We start from the raw sequence: 21570 nt of genomic DNA, 5'->3' as shown, positions 1-21570 counted from the left end.
TAAGTGGTTAGTGCTCATTTAACCTGAAATCGGGGTAAGCATCCATTTTATGTTCGTGTGCATCAAGCCCTTCGAGCTCTTCACGCTCCGAAACTCTAATACCCACTGTTTTCTTTAAGGTGTATATAATAATAAAAGAGGTTGCGACACAAAATACGCCGTAACACAGAACCCCTACAAGTTGAACTAGAAATTGATCAAAGCCTGCTTTGGCTCCAAAAAGACCCACCGCTAAGGTTCCCCAAATTCCACAAATAAGGTGTACCGCAATGGCACCTACGGGATCGTCTAACTTTATTTTATCGACCAAGCTCACGGCAAATACAATAAGTGCTCCAGCGATCGCTCCAATCAGAATTGCATCTCCTGGACTCATCTGATCGGCACCCGCCGTAATTCCTACAAGACCTCCTAAAATTCCATTCAGGAACATTGTTAAATCTAAGTTTTTGTATAAAAGTGTTGAGGTAATCATTGCGATGACACCACCCGCAGCAGCAGCCAAACAAGTCGTTACCAACGTTAAGGACGTTGCTTCTGGATCAGCAGAGAGTACAGATCCTCCGTTAAAACCAAACCATCCTAACCAAAGAATAAGAACCCCAGCCGTTGCTAATGGAATGCTGTGCCCAGGAATAGCCTGTGGCTTTCCGTTGTTAAATTTCCCAATACGTGAACCGAGAAGGTAAACAGCCACCAAAGCAGCCCATCCACCCACAGAGTGTACAAGTGTAGATCCTGCAAAGTCATAAAAGCCTTCGGCTTCTCCAATAGTTAATGAGGATAAAAATCCACCACCCCATTGCCAAGATCCCGCAATTGGATACACGAATCCTACATAGAAGACCGTGAAAATCATAAAAGCACCAATTTTCATGCGCTCTGCGACAGCACCTGAAACAATGGTAGCAGCCGTTGCGGCAAACATACCTTGGAATAAAAAGTCAGTCCAATAGGTATAGCCTTCGCTATATGCTAAATCAAAAGCTCCGTCTGCTAAAGGTGCATCCAATCCAAAACCTGCAAATCCAAGGACGCCATTAAAATCACCTGGGTACATTAAGTTAAAGCCGACGACATAATAAAGTAAAAGTCCTGCCGTGATAATAAAGATGTTTTTAAATAAAATATTAATCGTGTTTTTTTGACGTGTGAGTCCGATTTCGAGAAACGCAAATCCGGTATGCATAAAAAAGACGAGTGCCGTACAGATCATCATCCATACGTTATTGATAGTAAGTAATTCCATTGTTGTTATTTTAATGTGTTTCCGCCTTTTTCGCCGGTTCTAATTCTATATACTTCATCGACCTGTGATACAAAAATTTTCCCATCGCCAACCTCACCTGTTGAGGCAGCTGTTAGGATGGCTTTGATCGTTGCCTCTTCAAAATCATCGTTCACGACAATAGATAAATAACGTCTTTGAATATCACTCGTGCTATAAGAAACACCCCTGTACACATGGCCTTCTTTTTCGTTTCCTAGGCCAGTAACGTCCCAATAGGAAAAGAAATTGACACCGACTTCGTGCAGTGCTTTTTTGACACCAGAAAACTTAGATTTTCTAATGATTGCCTCTACTTTTTTCATTGAATTAATTTTTAGTTTGTCCTCAAAAGTAATTAAAAACAAAGATCCCCCTAATAAATAGAGGGGTGTGTGTAATATTTTTATGATATTAATAAAATTAACCCATTTATCATGAAGGTATGTCAGGTTTGTTGTCTAAAATAATTAAAAAATAAAAACCCCAGAAGCGCGAGCCCCTAGGGTTTTTAACACAAACTAAAAATCACAAACTTATTTTTAATTTTTTGAGAGCATTTAAACGCTCAATACTATATTGAAGTTAGTCTTGACCTCTTTCTCTTTTTCCAGGATATGCAATAGATCCGTGTTCAGAGATATCAAGTCCAGCAACTTCTTCTTCTTCAGTAACTCTTAATCCAACAGTGTACTTAAGGATTCCAAACACTACAAAAGAAAGAACAACAGCCCATACAGCATATGCCAATCCTCCAGTCAGTTGTGCAACAAGTTGTGCAGATCCACCACCGTTGAAGATTCCAAGTCCAGCGTCTCCGTCAACACCCCAAAGTCCAATCACGATTGTTCCCCAGAATCCAACGATTCCGTGAACAGAAGCAGCACCAATAGCATCATCAATTTTAAGTTTCTTTTCGATAAATTCGATAGAGAACACCACAATGATACCACCAATGAGTCCGGCCAATACAGCACCACCAGCTGTCATGTTTCCACAACCTGCAGTAATACTCACCAATCCAGCTAACGCTCCATTTAAAGATTGCGCTAAATTTGGCTTACCGTACCAGATCCAAGTCGTAATAAGCGCGCCTAACGCACCTGCAGCAGCAGCAAGATTCGTGATCAACACCACTGTTGAAGCGGCAACCGCATCGTCTCCACCCCAAGCAAGTTGAGATCCACCGTTAAAACCAAACCATCCCAACCAAAGGATAAACACCCCTAAGGTTGCTAATATCTGGTTGTGTCCTGGAATAGGCATTACTTTTCCGTTTACGTATTTTCCAATTCTAGGACCTACCATATAAGCAGCCACTAAAGCAGCAAAACCACCGACGGCATGCACGATTGAAGAACCAGCGAAGTCAATAAAACCGAGCTCAGTCAACCAACCTGATCCTTGCCATTGCCATCCACCTGCAATTGGGTAGATAATAGCAGTCATTACGATTGAAAAGATAATGTACGTTGAGTACTTTGTTCTTCCAGCAATTGCTCCAGAAACAATCGTTGCAGCAGTGGCGGCAAACATTGTTTGGAAGAATAAATCAGCACCTTCACCTTGCATAATTCCACTCCAGAAGAACCAACCATTGGTTGTGTCTCCGTACATGAGAGAGTATCCTACAAACCAGTAGGTAAGAGATCCTACAGCAATATCAAGCAAGTTTTTCATTGCGATATTCACTGCATTTTTTGAACGTGTCATTCCTGATTCTACTAAAGTAAAACCTGCTTGCATGAAGAATACTAAGATACCTGCAATAAGCATCCATAACATCCCCATATCGTCTTTGATAGCACTAGCAAGATTCTCAACCGCAGCGGCATCTTGAATTACTAGAGGTAAGTTGTTAATTAAATGTGACATAAATTATATATTTTGATTGGTTAATATTGACCTTAGAAAGAATAAATAGCGGCAACAGTAAATGCTGCTAAGCTCTTAGAAGCAACACCGTCAGTATCAACATAAGGCTCGTCATTAGACCATGAATCTAATCTTACTTCTGGTTTAATTGTTAAGTTTTCAACTGTGTAACTTCCAGTTAAGGTCGTAGCAAAAACACTTGGTAAATCATCAACATCTTTTGCATGAAGTCCAAAAAGTTCACCTCTTAATCCTATAGAAAAAGATTCAGATGTTGCTAACTGTGGGTAAAGTGCAGCGCCGTAAAAACCAGCATCGTCACTAACTTGGTAAGCACCATTGATTCCTAAGAAAAAAGATTCAGATAAATCAAACCCACCTGTATAGTCAATTTCGAAACCTAATACAGAATCATTGTCATAATAAAGGTTTAAATATTGACCAGCATAACCCAATTGAGCACCTAACCCATAATCTCCAGTTGCGTTGTTGTTTACATCTGTAGGATTCATGACGGCTAACATCAAGCTAAAATCTTCACCTAAAGCAAAATCAGCTTTTAACCCAACATGAGAAAAAGGACCGCTTGAGAATAAGTAAGACGTACTGTAGTTAAAATTTCCAGCAGCTGAAATGACTTCATAGCCTAAGAAAGTATTAAAACGACCCACTGTTAAGGTTGTGTTTTCACTTACATTCCAGTAAGCATACAATTGGTTGAGGTTGTAACCTCCAACAGCAGCATCAGCTCTTGGGCCGAAAACGACATCAGCAACAACTCCAGTTTTTTCACCTTCATAGCTAAGAACAACATTGGCCATTCCTAAAGCAAATCCAGTTTCATCAGCAAACGAGGTTCCAAAAGAACCAGATGCATCATCTGAAGCAGTCAAGTAACTTTGGTAATAAGCATCAACAGTACCCGATATGGATAATTTAGGGGCTTCATCCTGTGCGTTTAGAGACAAAGCTCCGATGAATGCAACAGCACTTAAAATAATTTTTTTCATAATAGTTAATTTTAGTAGTTAATAATTTTAGTTAACGGCTCAAAACTAATAATAAATGACATACCCCCCTTAAAAAATAAGGGTATTAGCGTCATTTTTATGTAATAATTATTTTAACCCCCTTTATTTTGGGGGTATTGTAATTATATTTATAATATTTTTGATATTTCAATAGTGCGTTGCTTTTGTATCATTACTTTTTGTGGTTTGGAACCCCTAGGTTCGCGGGAAAGAAAAACCACCAATTTCCCCGTTGATTATTCGATAGTCTAACATGCCTTTCATTGTTCAAAATGCATTTATAGGTAATCTAAATTGGAATTTCGAAAAAGTGACTTGGCTTTTTTCTAAATAGACTTTTACCAATTATATTACATGCTTATTAAGGTTAACCAGAAACAATTTTAAGTATGTTAAAAAAGCAAGGACTTTATTTACCCGAATTTGAACACGATAATTGTGGTGCAGGATTTATATGTAGTTTGACGGGGAAGCGTTCGAATGATATCATTCACAAAGCATTAGAAATTTTAGTAAAACTAGAACATAGAGGTGCGGTGAGTTCCGATGGAGTAACTGGTGATGGTGCCGGAATTTTGATCGACATTCCTCATAAATTTTTCAAAACATTCTGTGAATTTGAATTGCCAGAAGCTGGAGACTATGCAGTGAGTAATGTATTTTTACCTCGAAAAGAAAACCAAAGAACCTACTGTATAGAGATTTTTGAAGCCGAAATTAAAAAGCAAGGATTACATGTTTTAGGCTGGAGAGATGTCCCTGTTAATAGCGCTGTTTTAGGAGAAATTGCCAAAACAACTGAGCCTTTTGTAAAGCAAGTATTTATAGGCAAATCAGACTCAAAACAAACAGAGTTTGATTTTAACCTCAAATTGTTCGCTGCACGAAAAATATCAGAACATACAATATATGACTCAAAGTTATCGGAGTCAAAATTCTTTTACCTTCCAAGTCTTTCCACCAAAATTATCATATTCAAAGGCTTGCTAAAACCAGAGCATATCAATGAATATTATCTGGATCTTTTTAATACGGACTTAGACACCCGATTGGCATTGGTACATCAACGTTTTTCAACCAATACCTTTCCGACTTGGGATTTGGCACAGCCATTCCGATATATATGTCACAATGGAGAAATCAATACCTTAAGAGGAAATGTTTCTCGTATGTTTTCGAGAGAAGAAATCATAAAAAGTGATGCCTTTGGCGATGACATCAAAAAAATAATCCCTACAATTCTGAAAGGGAAATCCGATTCAGCAACCTTAGACATGGTCGTTGAATTATTATTAATGACGGGACGTTCACTTCCTGAAGTGATGATGATGTTAGTCCCTGAAGCTTGGGAGAAAAATCCAGACATGTCCGATTCTAAAAAGGCATTCTACGAATACAACTCCTGTCAAATGGAACCGTGGGATGGCCCTGCGTCTATACCCTTCACCGATGGAAATTTCATTGGAGCCGTATTAGACCGAAATGGCTTGAGACCCTCCCGCTATACAGTAACTAAAGACGGAAATGTCATCATGTCTTCTGAAACAGGGGTGGTTGATATTGAACCAGAAGAAGTAGAATTTCACGGACGACTTGAGCCAGGGAAAATGTTTTTGGTAGATATGAATGAAGGACGCATCGTCAATGATGAAGAAATCAAAGAAAAGATTGCCGCCAAACAACCCTATAGAAAATGGTTGAACGAAAACTTAGTACACTTAAAAGACATCTCAGCTAAAAAAGGTCCTATTGAATATGAGGAAGTAGATTTAAAGAAACGAGAAGTTGCTTTCGGCTATACCAAAGAGGATATAAACACTATTATCCGCCCAATGGCTCAGCTCGGAAAAGAACCGATTGGTTCTATGGGAAGCGATACGCCAATCGCTATTTTGTCTGAACGACCTCAACTGATTTACAATTATTTCAAGCAAATATTCGCGCAAGTCACCAACCCTCCTTTGGACGGAATTCGCGAAGAATTAATCACCGATATTAGTTTAACACTAGGGAGCGACACCAATATTTTTGATTGCAACTCCGAGGCCTGTAAAAAGCTTAAAATTCAAAACCCTGTAATTTCAAAACACGATTTAGATAAAATCAGAAATTACGACACCAACCCGAACTTCAAAGTAGAATCCATTTCTATGTTGTACGAAGTCAATCGAGGATTAAACGAATTAGAAAGTGCCCTCGAAGCCTTGGTTGACAAAGCATCTAAAGCAATTGACGAAGGAGCCAACATCATCATTCTATCCGATCGATTTGTAGATGAAAATCACGCACCAATTCCAGCACTTTTGGCCTGTTCCTACGTGAACCATGCACTGCATAAACTCAACAAACGTTCAAGAATTAGTTTGATAATTGAATCCGCAGAACCAAGAGAAGTGCATCATTTTGCCCTCTTATTTGGTTTTGGAGCCAGCGCAGTGAACCCATACATCGTCAATGAAATTGTTGAAAAACAAATCAAAGACTCTGACATTACAGATTTAGAATACCTCACAGCCATCAAGAACTATAACAAAGCCATCGGAAAAGGCATCTTGAAAGTGATGAATAAAATCGGAATTTCTACCTTAAACTCCTACCGTGGGTCTCAACTATTTGAGTGTGTTGGAATCAATACGAATACTGTTGAAAAATATTTCCCAAACACGCCTACCAGAATTCAAGGAATTGGTTTGATGGAAATTGAAAAAGAAATTGTCAAACGTCACAAAAAAGCATTCAACCCAAACATTGAATCGGACATTGAAATTGGCGGCGAATATAGATGGCGTCGTGGTCAGGAAAAACACATGTTTAATCCACTGACCGTCGCGAAGCTTCAAGAATCGGTTCGTACCAATAAAGCATCCACGTTTAAAGAATACTCAGAGCTTGTTGACGATCAGTCAAAACGCTTGATGACCATTAGAGGTCTGTTTGAATTTGATCAATTTGATCCTATTTCGATTGATGAGGTAGAACCTTGGACCGAAATCGTAAAACGATTCAAAACAGGCGCCATGTCTTATGGATCTATTAGTAAAGAAGCCCATGAAAACTTAGCGGTAGCTATGAATAGAATTGGTGGAAAAAGTAATTCAGGTGAAGGCGGAGAAGACGAAGATCGCTTCTACAAAAATGCACAAGGCGATTGGAGAAATTCGGCCATTAAACAAGTCGCTTCCGGACGATTTGGAGTCACCTCCAACTACCTTACAAGCGCCAATGAAATTCAAATAAAAATTGCGCAAGGTGCTAAACCCGGTGAAGGCGGTCAATTGCCCGGTCCAAAAGTAAATCGTGAAATCGCGAAAACAAGAAATTCAACACCTTATGTTGGATTGATATCTCCACCACCACACCACGATATTTATTCGATCGAAGATTTATCACAACTCATATACGACGTAAAATCAGCCAACAGAGCGGCGCGAATTAATGTGAAATTAGTCTCTGAAATTGGCGTAGGAACCGTTGCTGCAGGAGTCGCAAAAGCCAAAGCAGATGTTATATTGGTTTCTGGTTTTGATGGAGGAACAGGTGCTTCGCCACTCACCTCTTTGAAACACTGTGGACTTCCTTGGGAACTTGGAATTGCAGAAGCACAACAAACACTGGTGATGAACAATCTGAGAAATCGAATTGTTTTGGAATGTGATGGCCAGTTAAAAACCGGTCGTGATGTCGCGATTGCATGTCTCTTAGGAGCTGAAGAATTTGGTTTTGCAACCGCACCTTTAGTCGCTTCGGGTTGTATTATGATGCGTGTCTGTCATTTGAATACATGCCCCGTAGGAATTGCAACTCAAAACCCAGAGCTGCGTAAAAAATTCAAAGGCAAACCAGAACATGTTGTGAACTATATGTATTTCGTTGCACAAGAATTGCGTGAGATCATGGCGCAACTAGGGTTTAAAACCGTGGATGAAATGGTAGGTCAGGTTCAAAAATTAAACCGCAACAAAGCGATTGAGCATTACAAAGCATCAGGCATTGATTTAACACCAATCTTACATAAAGTAGATGTAGCAGAAGATGTAAAATTATACAACACTGAGCAACAAGATCACAACCTCGATGTCCATTTAGATTTCAAAATAATCAAACAAGCACATCAAGGAATTTTCAGAAGACAACGTACACATTTGAAACTTCCAATCACCAATATTGACAGAGCAGTAGGCGCGGTTTTAAGTAATGAAATTTCTAAAATTTACGGTGCCGATGGCTTGCCTCAAGACACCATAAACATCGACTTTAACGGATCTGCAGGACAAAGTTTTGGAGCCTTTACTACTAAAGGAGTGACCATGACGGTTCATGGAAATACAAACGATTATCTCGGAAAAGGATTGTCGGGTGCAAAATTAATCATCAAAGTTCCTGAAACAAGTACCATTGTTCCAGAAGATAACATCATCACAGGGAATGTAACGCTTTATGGTGCGACGTCTGGAGAGGTTTATATCAACGGAAAAGCAGGCGAACGTTTTTGTGTACGTAACTCAGGAGCCAAAGCCGTTGTAGAAGGCATTGGCGACCACGGTTGTGAGTACATGACTGGTGGTGTTGCGGTGATTCTTGGAAGTGTCGGAAGAAATTTTGGAGCTGGAATGAGTGGTGGTGTTGCCTATGTTTTAGATGCAGACAATACATTCACTAAAAATTGTAATGGTGAAGATTTGAATATCGACCCGATCGAACTTCAGGAAGATGTGAATCAATTACGAACATTAATCGAAAATCATTTTGTGGCGACGTCAAGTCCTTTAGCAAAACGCATTTTAGAAAACTGGGAGGCAACGCTTCCTAAATTCAAAAAAGTACTGCCAGAAGAATACAGACAGGCGTTATTAAGATTAGAAAAAGAACAACTAGAAACAGTTTAAGGATGGGAAAGATCACAGGATTTTTAGAGTTTGAGCGTCAGGATGAAACCTATGAAGCGCCAAAAGAAAGAATAAAAAATTACAAGGAATTTACAATTCCATTAGAAGAATCAAAGTTAAAAGACCAAGGTGCACGATGTATGGATTGCGGAATTCCGTTTTGTCATAGCGGCTGTCCTTTGGGGAATTTAATTCCAGATTTTAACGATAAAGTTTACAAAGGCAAATGGAAAGAAGCCGCTGAAATTTTACATTCCACCAATAATTTTCCAGAATTTACAGGGAGATTATGTCCAGCACCTTGCGAAGAAGCGTGTGTTTTAGGAATCAATGAAGATCCGGTAAGCATCGAAAATATCGAAAAAAATATTGTTGAAACCGCCTTTACAGAAGGTTGGATTACAGCAAAACCACCCAAAGTAAGAACCGACAAAACCGTTGCTGTTATTGGATCGGGCCCTGCGGGACTCGCGGCAGCTCAACAACTAAATAGAGCTGGTCATACCGTCACTGTTTTTGAACGTGATAAAAAAGTGGGTGGGTTATTGCGCTATGGAATTCCGGATTTTAAGATGGAAAAAAATGTTATCGACCGTCGTGTGAACGTTTTAAAGGAAGAAGGCATTGTCTTTAAAACCGACGCGCATGTAGGTAAAAATTTAGATGCAAATCAATTAAAAGCCGATTTTGATGCCGTGGTATTATGTGGGGGTGCAACCGTCAAACGAAACATTCCAATTCCAGGTGCGGATCTCAAAGGTGTATATCAAGCCATGGAATTTTTAAAACTAAACAATCAATATGTGGATGGTTTAGTAGATTTTAAAGACATCCTTTCTGCTGAAGGAAAAAATGTGATTGTCATTGGTGGAGGAGATACAGGCTCCGATTGTATTGGAACGTCCAACCGTCATGGCGCAACCTCTGTCACGAATTTCGAAATTTTAACGAAACCATCTGAAGGACGTCCTGCAAATCAACCTTGGCCTTATTGGCCGATGAAGCTTAAAACAACCTCTTCTCACCAAGAAGGCGTAGAACGATTTTTTAGTATTTCTACCAAAGAATTTATTGGAGATGATAAAGGAAACTTAAAAGCATTAAAAACCGTTGAGGTCGAATGGATTTTTAGAAAAGGCGAACGTCCAGAATTAAAAGAAGTTCCCAACTCCGAAAAACTTTGGGACTGTGACTTGGTATTATTAGCACTCGGATTTACTGGAGCTGAAAAAACATTGGCAGATCAATTTGGTTTAGAAATGGATTTTAGAACTAATATCAAAGCCACCACAAAAGATTATGTAACTAATGTGCCTGGCATATTTGCAGCTGGAGACATGCGTCGCGGACAATCTTTAATTGTGTGGGCTATATCTGAGGGAAGACAGGCAGCGCACCATGTAGATACGTATTTGATGGGCAGTTCGGCATTGCCTTTAAAAGATGACAGTGATTTACCACGAGTTTAATATTATTTTTGTGCACTGAACATCATACAATTTGGGGGGTAATTATCTAAAAAACAAAGATTTAACGTCAACTCTAAACAGTTGAGTTTAGACCATTTAAAGAGATACTCTCCACGCTAAATATGTAAAAATATAATTTCGATACTTCTAAGGTATAAAAACGATAATGAAACGAGCATACTAAAATTATTATCACCCAATGGAATGACTAAAAGCGATCAGCATGTGACCTTTTAAAAATAATAGATATAGACACATGAAACAACTAAATAAATACAGCCGAGCAGTCACTCAAGACCCAACGCAACCTGCAGCACAAGCCATGCTACATGCGATCGGACTGACCAAAGAGGACTTTGAAAAACCCTTGGTTGGGATTGCCAGTACAGGCTATGAAGGCAACCCCTGTAATATGCACCTTAACGACTTAGCGAAGCTGGTCAAAGAAGGCACGCTAAACAAAGAAGTTATAGGACTTATTTTCAATACAATTGGAGTGAGTGACGGAATTTCAATGGGAACCCCAGGGATGCGTTTTTCCTTACCCTCTCGAGATATTATTGCAGATTCCATGGAAACTGTCGTTCAAGCGATGAGCTATGACGGATTGATTACAGTTGTTGGTTGTGATAAAAATATGCCAGGCGCTTTAATGGCAATGATTCGTGTGGACAAACCATCTATTTTGGTCTATGGAGGCACCATTGATTCAGGTTGTCACAATGGAAAAAAATTAGATGTTGTTTCAGCATTTGAAGCTTGGGGAAGTAAAGTCGCAGGCACCATGTCTGAGTCTGAATTTGACCAAATTGTGGAGAAAGCCTGTCCAGGAGCCGGTGCTTGTGGAGGTATGTACACTGCCAATACAATGGCATCAGCCATTGAAGCACTCGGAATGACCCTCCCTTTTAATTCTTCCAATCCAGCAACGGGTGAAGAAAAAAAGAAGGAAGCCGTCAAAGCAGGTGAAGCCATGCGCTTATTACTAGAAAAAGATATCAAACCCTCAGATGTCATCACAAAAAAATCGCTTGAAAACGCCATTCGACTTGTGACAATTCTTGGAGGCTCTACCAATGCAGTTTTGCATTTTTTAGCGATTGCAAGAGCGGCTCAAATAAAATTCACACTTGAAGATTTTCAGAGAATCAGTGACAGCACACCTTTTTTAGCCGACTTGAAACCAAGTGGGAAATACTTAATGGAAGATGTGCACCACGTTGGTGGAATTCCAGCAGTGATGAAATATTTATTAAATAAAGGCTTACTTCACGGAGACTGTTTAACGGTAACCGGAAAAACAATTGCTGAAAATTTAGCAGAAGTACAAGATTTATCAGAAGGTCAAGATGTGATCAGAACCATTGAAGAACCTATCAAAACCTCAGGACACTTACGCATGCTTTATGGAAATTTAGCCACGGAAGGAAGTGTTGCTAAAATTACAGGAAAAGAAGGGTTAAAATTTAGAGGTCCAGCCAAAGTTTTTGAAGGCGAATACAATGCCAATGACGGTATTAGAGATGGTAAAGTCAATAAAGGAGATGTCGTTGTCATTCGTTACGAAGGTCCTAAAGGAGGTCCTGGAATGCCAGAAATGTTAAAACCAACTGCCGCTATTATGGGCGCTGGTTTAGGAAAAGATGTGGCTTTGATCACCGACGGACGTTTTTCAGGAGGGACACACGGATTTGTTGTAGGTCATATCACGCCTGAAGCACAAGAAGGTGGCGCAATTGCTTTGGTAAAAGATGGGGATATAATCACCATCGACGCTGAAACAAACTCAATACTTTTGGAAGTTTCTGATACAGAGCTTCAAGAACGAAAAACACAGTGGAACGCACCCGCCTTAAAAGTATCAAGAGGCGTACTATATAAATATGCAAGAACGGTTTCATCGGCATCTGAAGGATGTGTAACCGATGAATTTTAAATTATAATTATGGAAATATTAACCTCCAAACAAAAGCAATACTTGGAGCAACCGAAAGAACGTATTTCAGGAAGCGAAGCCATTGTAAGATGTTTATTAGCCGAAGGTGTAGAGATCTTATATGGCTACCCTGGTGGGGCTATTATGCCAGTTTATGATGAGCTCTATAAATATGAAGGGGAAATAAATCATGTCCTTACAAGACACGAACAATGTGCAGCTCATGCCGCTCAAGGCTATGCACGTATTTCTGGAAAAGTAGGTGTTGCCATGGCCACTTCAGGACCTGGCGCAACCAATCTAATAACAGGAATAGCAGATGCACAAATAGATTCAACACCCATTGTATGTATCACAGGGCAAGTGCCCTCTCATTTATTGGGAAGTGATGCATTTCAAGAAACCGACATTGTTGGAATTTCGACACCCGTCACCAAGTGGAATCACCAAATTACAAAAGCATCTCAAATTCCTGAAATCATCGCGCGTGCATTTTACATTGCAAGAAGCGGACGTCCAGGACCTGTTTTAGTCGACATCACAAAAGATGCTCAGTTTGAAGAATTTGATTTTCAATACAAAAAATGTACAGGTGTTCGTAGTTATGTGCCAGTTCCAGAAACCGAAGAGGGCTCTGTCGCTGCTGCTGCTGCCATTATTAATGCCGCTAAAAAACCTATGATTGTTTGGGGTCAAGGAGTGATTCTTAGTAAAGCCGAAGAAGTATTAAAGGCTGTGGTAGAAAAAACAGGAATCCCTGCAGCATGGACTATTTTGGGTGCTTCTGCAATTCCAACGTCACACCCATTAAATATTGGAATGGTAGGAATGCATGGAAATTATGCTCCCAATGTGCTCACCAATGAATGCGATGTATTGATTGCGATTGGAATGCGATTTGACGATCGTGTGACAGGAAAATTGGACGAGTATGCGACCCAAGCCAAAATCATTCATTTTGAAATTGATCCGTCAGAAATAGACAAAAACGTAAAAACAGACGTCGCAGTTTTAGGCGATGCCAAAACGAGTTTGACAAAATTATTGACCTTACTAAATACCAATTCACATCCAGAATGGTTGCAGAAATTTAAGGATCTATATACCATTGAATACAATAAAGTCATCAAAAATGACCTTCATCCAACCACTGAAGGCCTTACCATGGGCGAGGTGCTTAAAGAAATAAACATTCAAACCAAAGGTGAAGCAGCCATTGTTTCTGATGTGGGACAACACCAAATGATTGCCTGTCGTTATGCCGACTTTAACGTGAGTAAAAGTAACATCACATCTGGTGGACTTGGCACTATGGGCTTTGCATTACCCGCGGCGATTGGCGCGAAGATGGCGGCTCCAGACAGAGAGGTCGTTGCGATTATTGGCGATGGCGGTTATCAAATGACCATCCAAGAATTAGGCACTATTTTTCAGAACAAAGTACCTGTAAAAATAGTCGTTTTAAACAATGAATTTTTAGGAATGGTGCGTCAATGGCAGCAATTGTTTTTTGACAAGCGTTATGCCTCTACCGAAATGGTAAATCCTAATTTTGTAGCCATCGCACAAGGCTATTATATAGAAGCACAAAAAGTAACCAAACGAGAAGACCTTGCATTGGCAGTAAAAGAAATGATTGCCAGTGATGAACCGTATTTCTTAGAGGTTTGTGTAGAAAAAGAAAACAATGTATTTCCAATGGTTCCTTCGGGAGCTTCGGTTTCAGACATAAGATTAGAATAAGAATGGGAACAGAAAAACAACTTTATACGATTTCGATATATACCGAAAATAATATCGGATTGCTCAATCGAATTTCAGCAATTTTTCAGAGAAGACACATCAATATTGAAAGTATCAATACCTCTGTATCTGAAATTGAAGGCGTATCACGATTCACTATTTTGGTGAATATGGACGAAGACCAAATCAAAAAAATTCTAGGTCAAATTGAAAAACAAGTGGAGGTCATAAAAGCCTATTACCACACCGATGATGATACGATTTATCAAGAATCATGCTTGTTCAAAATTAAATCAGATTTATTATTTGAAGAGCGTCAAATTCAAAACATCATCAAAGAAAGCAATGCGCGAATCGTTACTGTAAATAAAGAGTTTTTTGTACTCGAAAAATCAGGACGTCGCAGTGAATTAGAACTTTTACACAGAGAATTAAATGCCTTCGGGATCATGCAATTTGTACGATCGGGACGCATCGCAATAACTAAAGAAAAACTAAAAATAACTGAAATGCTAAACGCATTCAAAAACTAACTAAAATGGCAAATTATTTTAACACCTTATCACTAAGTCAAAAATTGAATCAACTCTCGAAATGTAGATTCATGGAATCTTCTGAGTTTGAAGAAGGTGTAACCGCTTTACTTGGAAAAACGATTGTAATTGTAGGTTGTGGTGCGCAAGGACTGAATCAAGGACTCAACATGAGAGATTCTGGATTGAACATTTCTTATGCATTACGTCAACAAGCGATCGACGATCAACGTCAATCGTTTAAAAATGCATCTTCAAACGGCTTCACCGTTGGAACGTATGAAGAGCTCATTCCGACGGCAGATTTGGTTTTAAACCTCACTCCAGATAAGCAACACTCAAATGTGGTGGATACGATTATGCCAATCATGAAACAAGGCGCAACCCTAGCGTATTCTCATGGCTTTAATATTGTAGAAGAAGGAAAACAAATTCGTGAAGATTTAACGGTTATTATGGTTGCACCAAAATGTCCTGGAAGTGAAGTTCGCGAAGAATATTTAAGAGGATTTGGCGTGCCAACACTCACAGCGGTTCACCCCGAAAATGATCCAGAAGGAAAAGGATGGGCACAAGCCAAAGCCTATGCAGCGGCGACTGGAGGTCACAAAGCGGGGGTTTTAGAATCGTCATTTGTAGCGGAGGTTAAAAGTGATTTAATGGGCGAGCAAACGATTTTATGTGGGGTGTTGCAAACAGCCTCTATTTTATCATTTGACAAAATGGTCGAAAAAGGAATCGACGCCAGCTATGCATCTAAACTGATTCAATACGGTTGGGAAACCATCACGGAAGCGTTGAAACACGGAGGCATCACCACAATGATGGACCGTTTATCAAATCCAGCGAAGATTAAAGCGTTTGAATTATCTGAAACGTTGAAAGTGATTATGAAGCCCTTGTTTGAAAAACACATGGACGATATTATGTCTGGACATTTCTCAAAAACAATGATGGAAGATTGGGCAAATGACGATGTAAACTTATTACAATGGCGTGCTGCAACAGGTGAAACGGCGTTTGAAAAAACAACAGCTACCGCAGACCAAATTTCTGAACAAGAGTATTTCGATCACGGTGTGTTGATGGTTGCATTTGTAAGAGCAGGCGTTGAATTGGCATTTGAAACAATGGTAAATTCAGGAATTGTTGAAGAGTCGGCTTACTACGAATCGCTTCATGAATTGCCATTAATTGCAAACACAGTTGCACGAAAAAAATTATTCGAAATGAATCGAATTATTTCTGATACGGCAGAATACGGATGTTATTTATTTGACCATGCGTGCAAGCCATTATTAGTAGACTTTATGAAAACGGTTGAAACCGATGTGATCGGAACGTCTTTTGCAACAAGCAACGATGTGGACAACCAAGAGTTGATTAAGGTCAATGATGCGATCAGAAATCACCCGATAGAAGCTACGGGGAAAGTACTACGTTCTGCAATGACGGCGATGAAAGTTATAAAAACAGACGCCTAAAACGAATGTCTGAAACACTTACTTATTTTCCAACGATCGAAGCAGTTGAAGCTGCTGCTAAAAACTTAGAAGGCGTTGCCAACGTGACGCCTTTAATTCCAAATGTGCAGTATTCATCAGTGTATGATTGTAACATTAGTTTTAAACGCGAAGATTTGCAAGTCGTTCGTTCCTATAAAATTAGAGGTGCTTATAACAAAATGTCTTCTTTATCTGAAGAAAAATTGGATAACGGCGTGGTCTGTGCGAGTGCTGGAAATCACGCTCAAGGAGTCGCATTGTCTTGTAAATTATTAAAAATACAAGGCACTATTTTTATGCCAACCACGACACCCAATCAAAAAATTGAACGGGCCAAAATGTTTGGGGAGCATTATGTCAAAATTATATTGACTGGCGACAGTTTTGATGATGCCTATAATGCCGCCATGAAAGATTGTACGGAGCGCCAGAAAACGTTTATACACCCTTTTAATGACGAAAAGGTCATAGAGGGTCAGGCAACATTAGGATTAGAGTTGATCCATCAAACAGCGGCCCCCATCGATTATATTTTTGTAGCTGTTGGCGGCGGCGGACTCGCTTCGGGGATGTCCACGGTTTTTAAACTGCTGTCTCCAAATACTAAGATCATTGGCGTGGAACCGGAAGGAGCTCCCTCAATGAAGTCGGCGTTTCAAAAAGGAAAAGTTGTAGAATTAGAATCTATTGATAATTTTGTAGATGGTGCAGCGGTCAAGCGTGTTGGTGACAAAAACTTTGCGATTTGTCAAAAAAACCTACATGACATGATCACGATTCATGAGGGCAACGCCTGTCAAACAATCTTAGATTTATATAACAAGGAAGCCATTATAGCCGAACCTGCTGGCGCACTAAGTGTGTCTGCTTTGGAAGCGTATAAAGATAAAATCAAAGGCAAAAACGTCGTTTGTATTATTAGCGGAGGTAATAATGACATTACAAGAACAGCTGAGATCAAAGAGCGTGCTTTGCTCTACTCGAACCTAAAACATTACTTCATCATTACGTTTCCTCAACGGGCGGGTGCTTTGCGAGAATTTGTAGTGGATATATTAGGACCGAATGATGACATCACACATTTTGAATACACCAAAAAGGTGAACAGAGAAAATGATGTTGCAGTTGTGGGGATTCAGATTAAATCGCCAGAGGATTTAGAACCCTTGATTGCAAAGATGAAAGAGCAAAATTTTTATGGAAATTATCTAAACGAAAAACCAGAGTTGTTTCAGTTTTTAGTTTAGATAATTCCTATATTTAATATCGACTTATTCTTTCGAGTAGTCTTTTACTTCAGAGACTCTTAGCGTATTCACCATCCCTTTGTCTTTCATTGGCATGGCAGCCAAGCTAATGACCATATCGTCTTTTTCAACATAGCCCTTTTCATAAGCAATTTTATTCACGTCGTTAATCGTTTGGTCAGTGGACGCAAATTTGTCATAGTAAAACGCACGGACTCCCCACAGTAAATTCAACTGAGAAATAATACGTTTGTTAGATGAAAATACAAGAATATGAGCATCAGGACGCCAAGCCGAAATTTGGAAAGCCGTATATCCACTATTCGTTAATGTTGAGATTGCACGCGCATTAATTTCGTTGGCCATATTTGCAGCATGGTAGCAAATAGATTTTGTAATGTAGCGCTTGGTACGAATGTGCGGTGGGTTTTGAGGTACATTAATCAATTCTGAATTTTCAACAGTTTTAATAATGTCCGACATTTTTTCAATCACCTGAACAGGGTATTGTCCTACTGATGTTTCACCAGAAAGCATCACGGCATCTGCGCCGTCCATTACAGAGTTGGCAACATCATTTACCTCCGCACGCGAGGGTGTAAGGCTGTCAATCATGGACTCCATCATTTGGGTCGCAATAATAACCGGAATTCGTGCTTGCTTGGCTTTTAAAACCAATTGTTTTTGAATTAATGGAACTTGATGAGCAGGAATTTCAACACCCAAATCGCCTCTGGCAACCATCAGTCCATCACAATACGCCACAATTTTATCAATATTTTCTACCGCCTCTGGTTTTTCTATTTTGGCGATAATTGGAATTTTATAAGAACTGTGTTCAGCTATTAAATCTTGCAATTCCATTAGATCTTCAGGATGTCTTACAAACGAAAGTGCCATCCAATCCACTTCTTGTTGGATTGCAAACAACGCATCTTCTTTATCTTTTTCGGTCAATGCTGGCTGTGAAATATCAGTATTAGGTAAATTAACACCTTTCTTAGATTTCAAAGGCCCTCCTTGAATGACTTTGGCCTTCACCTCGTCTTTTTGGTTGCTTGAAATTACTTCAAAAAGAAGTTTTCCATCATCCAATAAAATACGCTCTCCAGGATTGGTATCTAACGGAAAACGCTCATACGTCATATATACGCGCTCTTTGGTGCCTTCAAAACGTTCGCCTGTCGCAAAAATAATTTCATCGCCTGGGTTTACAACTACATCGTCCTTCATGACGCCAACACGGAGTTTAGGGCCTTGTAAATCCGCTAAAATGGAAGCATTGTAACCATGCTCTTCATTGATGTCTCGAATGTCTTTGATGCGGGTTTTTACATCCTCATAGTCTGCATGAGAAAAATTAATTCTAAATACATTGACGCCGGCGGCAACCATTTTTAGGAGCATCTCCTTCGAACTAATTGCTGGGCCTAAAGTGGCGACTATTTTTGTTTTCTTTCTTCTGTGTGACATTAATTAAATATTAAATGTTCTTTTGATTTTAGTTGTAAAACATCCACACTATAAGCCGTGGATATTTTGGATATGTTTTGAATCGTGTTCAAGATTTCTTTTTCGTTTATAAATCCACCACCATTATTGATTTTTAAAAAATAATCAACCGATGAATGGTCTGATAGCAAGGAATGCACGATCCAAGCGTGATCTTTACTTTCTGCAAATAAGCCCGTCGAAATGGGCGCAACATTTTCTACAAGGCAATTGTTTTTAATGAGATGCCAAGCTGTTTGTAAAGGTTTATTATTCCATTCAAAAACGGGAAAGGAAGCTGTTGAATTTGTAAAGTCTAAATCTTCTTTTGTGCGCACCAACCGTGTTGCTAAATTTTGGTTTAAAAAGTATGCCAAGCGATAGTCTTCAATATCGCAATGAATCGCTAATAGCGAGTAATTTGCATCTTCAAAATCATCAACAAGAAGTTTGTGTACTGCCATGTGTCTTAATAAACATTTTGTAAATATAAGATATTAACACAATAGTTGACTTCGTATTGGCGCTTCTTAGGGCTAATTTATTACGAAAACGTTATAGTCTTGCAGAAAATATTTTGATTAAGATGTTTTATCAATCTTTCCTTGCAAGACGAAATACGCGCGTTTTGAAACTTTTTCTTCTGCCTTTTTTTTAGAAGTTGCGCGTGCTTTTGCGATGGTTTTTCCATCAATGAGAAGTTTTACAGAAAAATGTTTAAGAATATCTTGACCTACATCTTTTAGGCTTTCAAAGTTAAAATGTTTCTTTTCCTTTTGACACCATTCAATAATAAGGCTTTTGTAACTGATCACTTTTCCTTCCAAAAGATCAATATCTACATGAGGAGTAATCAATCTTTTGTAAATAAATTTTTCACAAGCGACGTATCCTTTATCTAAAAAAACAGCTCCAATTAAGGCTTCTAACAAATTTCCATGAATGTTATCCCCAAATTGAGTGATTGGAATTTTTGTACGCATAAAAGATGAAAGACCTAATTCTTTTCCAATTTCGTTAAGGTGTTCTCTACTGACAATTTTAGAACGCATTTTTGTTAAATAACCCTCGTCGCCTTCAAGAACCTTTTCAAACAAATAATGCGCGATGACGGCACTTAATACAGCGTCACCCACATATTCTAAGCGCTCGTAGCTTATTGGATTTCCAAAAGAATCCTTTTGATTTGTTGAGCCATGCGTAAAGGCTTTTATGTAGTAATATAATTTTTTAGGGCTATATCCAACTACTTGTTTTATGGAAGCCGCTAGTGCAGTGTTTTTTGGAGTATTTGGTTTGAATATGTTTCGAAAAGAAATCAACAGAAGTTAATCTAATTTCTTGAATACAACACAGGCGTTATGACCACCAAAACCAAACGTATTACTCATGGCGATTTTAACGTCTCGCTTTTGAGCCTTGTTTAAGGTAAGATTTAATTCAGGGTCAATATTTTCGTCTGGAGTAACGTGGTTGATCGTTGGAGGTACAATGCCATGCTCTATCGATAAAATAGCGGCAATAGCTTCAATTGCTCCAGCGGCACCAAGTAAGTGTCCAGTCATGGATTTTGTAGAATTTATATTTATGTTTTTGGCATGCGCTCCAAAAACTTCCGATATCGCTTTCAATTCTGCGACATCTCCTAGAGGTGTAGAAGTTCCATGCGTATTAATAGCATCTACGTTCTCTGGTTTAATTCCTGCATTTTCTAAACAGTTTTTCATCACTGCAATCACGCCAATCCCATCGGGATGTGGTGCGGTCATATGGTAGGCATCCGAAGAGAGTCCGCCACCGATAAGTTCTGCATATATTTTTGCGCCTCTTGCTTTGGCGTGGTCGTAATCCTCTAAAATAAGAGCTCCTGCACCTTCACCTAAAACAAAACCATCTCTGGTACCGTCAAAAGGTCTCGAAGCAGTTTCTGGGCTTTCATTTCTTGTAGACAATGCATGCATTGCATTAAAGCCACCCATTCCTGATTGGTTGATGGTCGCTTCACTTCCGCCAGTGACAATAACATCACAATGCCCAAGACGAATTAAATTTAAAGCGTCAAAGATCGCATTGGCTGAGGATGCACAAGCAGATACAGTTGTATAGTTTGGTCCCATAAACCCATGTTTGATAGAAATATTACCAGGGGCAATATCTGCAATCATTTTGGGAATAAAAAAGGGATTAAATCTCGGGGTTCCATTACCATTGGCAAAGTTCATCACTTCGTTTTGGAAGGTTTCAATTCCGCCAATTCCAGCACCCCAAATAACGCCGACTCTAAATTTGTTTAAGGCGTCTAAATCTAGTTTGGCATCTATGATGGCTTCGTCAGAAGCCACCATAGCATATTGCGCAAACCGATCCATTTTTCGGGCTTCTTTTCGGTCAAAGAAGTCCGATACATCGAAATTTTTTAATTCACAAGCAAACTTTGTTTTGAAATGTTCGGTATCAAAATAAGTCACAGGGGCACAACCACTTTTACCACTTATCAGGGCTTCCCAATAAGTGTCTATGTTATTGCCAATAGGAGTCAATGCTCCTAAACCTGTTACTACAACGCGCTTTAGTTCCATAAAAAATT

General features: G+C 39.3%; 15 protein-coding genes. 7 read left to right on the top strand and 8 right to left on the bottom strand.

Annotation, left to right across the window (positions count from 1 at the left end; genetic code table 11):
* Positions 1–7 precede the first annotated feature (7 nt).
* The 4 genes from FORMB_RS05735 to FORMB_RS05720 all read right to left on the bottom strand — a co-directional run bounded on the left by FORMB_RS05735 (position 8) and on the right by FORMB_RS05720 (position 4152).
* Complete coding sequence (locus FORMB_RS05735) at positions 8–1249, bottom strand: ammonium transporter (RefSeq protein ID WP_069676542.1); 1242 nt, start codon at positions 1247–1249, stop codon at positions 8–10.
* A gap of 5 nt (positions 1250–1254) precedes the next feature.
* The gene (locus FORMB_RS05730; RefSeq protein ID WP_069676541.1) at positions 1255–1593 is read right to left on the bottom strand and encodes a P-II family nitrogen regulator; all 339 of its coding nucleotides are present in this window, start codon (positions 1591–1593) and stop codon (positions 1255–1257) included.
* A 259-nt stretch (positions 1594–1852) separates the two neighbouring features.
* On the bottom strand, positions 1853–3142 hold the full coding sequence (locus tag FORMB_RS05725) for an ammonium transporter (protein WP_197493506.1): 1290 nt from the start codon (positions 3140–3142) through the stop codon (positions 1853–1855).
* 32 nt (positions 3143–3174) lie between these two features.
* The gene (locus FORMB_RS05720) at positions 3175–4152 is read right to left on the bottom strand and encodes an outer membrane beta-barrel protein (RefSeq protein ID WP_069676540.1); all 978 of its coding nucleotides are present in this window, start codon (positions 4150–4152) and stop codon (positions 3175–3177) included.
* 410 nt (positions 4153–4562) lie between these two features.
* Here FORMB_RS05720 and gltB point away from each other — a divergent pair, with 410 nt between their 5' ends.
* The 7 genes from gltB to ilvA all read left to right on the top strand — a co-directional run bounded on the left by gltB (position 4563) and on the right by ilvA (position 17492).
* Positions 4563–9059, top strand: coding sequence for a glutamate synthase large subunit (gene gltB / locus FORMB_RS05715; protein ID WP_069676539.1), 4497 nt, complete (start codon positions 4563–4565; stop codon positions 9057–9059).
* Between the two features lie 2 nt (positions 9060–9061).
* The gene (locus tag FORMB_RS05710) at positions 9062–10528 is read left to right on the top strand and encodes a glutamate synthase subunit beta (protein WP_069676538.1); all 1467 of its coding nucleotides are present in this window, start codon (positions 9062–9064) and stop codon (positions 10526–10528) included.
* Between the two features lie 256 nt (positions 10529–10784).
* Positions 10785–12464 (top strand): dihydroxy-acid dehydratase, encoded by a 1680-nt coding sequence (gene ilvD / locus FORMB_RS05705; RefSeq protein ID WP_069676537.1) that lies wholly within the window; start codon positions 10785–10787, stop codon positions 12462–12464.
* A 9-nt stretch (positions 12465–12473) separates the two neighbouring features.
* The gene (ilvB, locus tag FORMB_RS05700) at positions 12474–14207 is read left to right on the top strand and encodes a biosynthetic-type acetolactate synthase large subunit (RefSeq protein WP_069676536.1); all 1734 of its coding nucleotides are present in this window, start codon (positions 12474–12476) and stop codon (positions 14205–14207) included.
* Positions 14208–14209: 2 nt separating this feature from the next.
* Entirely contained in the window at positions 14210–14740 is a 531-nt protein-coding gene (ilvN, locus tag FORMB_RS05695; protein ID WP_069676535.1) for an acetolactate synthase small subunit, read from the top strand.
* Positions 14741–14745: 5 nt separating this feature from the next.
* Complete coding sequence (ilvC, locus tag FORMB_RS05690) at positions 14746–16224, top strand: ketol-acid reductoisomerase (protein WP_069676534.1); 1479 nt, start codon at positions 14746–14748, stop codon at positions 16222–16224.
* Positions 16225–16229: 5 nt separating this feature from the next.
* The gene (gene ilvA, locus FORMB_RS05685; protein ID WP_069676533.1) at positions 16230–17492 is read left to right on the top strand and encodes a threonine ammonia-lyase IlvA; all 1263 of its coding nucleotides are present in this window, start codon (positions 16230–16232) and stop codon (positions 17490–17492) included.
* Between the two features lie 24 nt (positions 17493–17516).
* Here the strand turns inward: ilvA and pyk are convergent, their stop codons facing one another.
* From pyk to fabF, 4 genes are all read right to left on the bottom strand, one after another.
* Positions 17517–18965, bottom strand: coding sequence for a pyruvate kinase (gene pyk, locus FORMB_RS05680; RefSeq protein ID WP_069676532.1), 1449 nt, complete (start codon positions 18963–18965; stop codon positions 17517–17519).
* Positions 18965–19447: an IPExxxVDY family protein gene (locus FORMB_RS05675; RefSeq protein ID WP_069676531.1), complete on the bottom strand. Its 483-nt coding sequence runs from the start codon at positions 19445–19447 to the stop codon at positions 18965–18967. Before FORMB_RS05675 ends, pyk begins: the two co-directional genes overlap by 1 nt.
* 117 nt (positions 19448–19564) lie before the next feature.
* Positions 19565–20305 (bottom strand): ribonuclease III family protein, encoded by a 741-nt coding sequence (locus FORMB_RS05670; RefSeq protein ID WP_157498079.1) that lies wholly within the window; start codon positions 20303–20305, stop codon positions 19565–19567.
* A 6-nt stretch (positions 20306–20311) separates the two neighbouring features.
* The gene (gene fabF, locus FORMB_RS05665; RefSeq protein WP_069676530.1) at positions 20312–21562 is read right to left on the bottom strand and encodes a beta-ketoacyl-ACP synthase II; all 1251 of its coding nucleotides are present in this window, start codon (positions 21560–21562) and stop codon (positions 20312–20314) included.
* Positions 21563–21570 lie beyond the last annotated feature (8 nt).

The organism is Formosa sp. Hel1_33_131 (assembly GCF_001735745.1).
Classification (GTDB): Bacteria; Bacteroidota; Bacteroidia; order Flavobacteriales; family Flavobacteriaceae; genus Hel1-33-131.
This window is presented reverse-complemented; position numbering and strand designations above follow the sequence as displayed.

Coding starts and splice junctions, on each gene's coding strand:
- ilvN (WP_069676535.1), top strand. CDS start 14,210: ATGGGAACAGAAAAACAACTTTATACGATTTCGATATATACCGAAAAT.
- ilvB (WP_069676536.1), top strand. CDS start 12,474: ATGGAAATATTAACCTCCAAACAAAAGCAATACTTGGAGCAACCGAAA.
- ilvA (WP_069676533.1), top strand. CDS start 16,230: ATGTCTGAAACACTTACTTATTTTCCAACGATCGAAGCAGTTGAAGCT.
- ilvD (WP_069676537.1), top strand. CDS start 10,785: ATGAAACAACTAAATAAATACAGCCGAGCAGTCACTCAAGACCCAACG.
- gltB (WP_069676539.1), top strand. CDS start 4,563: ATGTTAAAAAAGCAAGGACTTTATTTACCCGAATTTGAACACGATAAT.
- ilvC (WP_069676534.1), top strand. CDS start 14,746: ATGGCAAATTATTTTAACACCTTATCACTAAGTCAAAAATTGAATCAA.
- FORMB_RS05720 (WP_069676540.1), bottom strand. CDS start 4,152: ATGAAAAAAATTATTTTAAGTGCTGTTGCATTCATCGGAGCTTTGTCT.
- FORMB_RS05735 (WP_069676542.1), bottom strand. CDS start 1,249: ATGGAATTACTTACTATCAATAACGTATGGATGATGATCTGTACGGCA.
- FORMB_RS05675 (WP_069676531.1), bottom strand. CDS start 19,447: ATGGCAGTACACAAACTTCTTGTTGATGATTTTGAAGATGCAAATTAC.
- FORMB_RS05725 (WP_197493506.1), bottom strand. CDS start 3,142: ATGTCACATTTAATTAACAACTTACCTCTAGTAATTCAAGATGCCGCT.
- FORMB_RS05710 (WP_069676538.1), top strand. CDS start 9,062: ATGGGAAAGATCACAGGATTTTTAGAGTTTGAGCGTCAGGATGAAACC.
- pyk (WP_069676532.1), bottom strand. CDS start 18,965: ATGTCACACAGAAGAAAGAAAACAAAAATAGTCGCCACTTTAGGCCCA.
- fabF (WP_069676530.1), bottom strand. CDS start 21,562: ATGGAACTAAAGCGCGTTGTAGTAACAGGTTTAGGAGCATTGACTCCT.
- FORMB_RS05730 (WP_069676541.1), bottom strand. CDS start 1,593: ATGAAAAAAGTAGAGGCAATCATTAGAAAATCTAAGTTTTCTGGTGTC.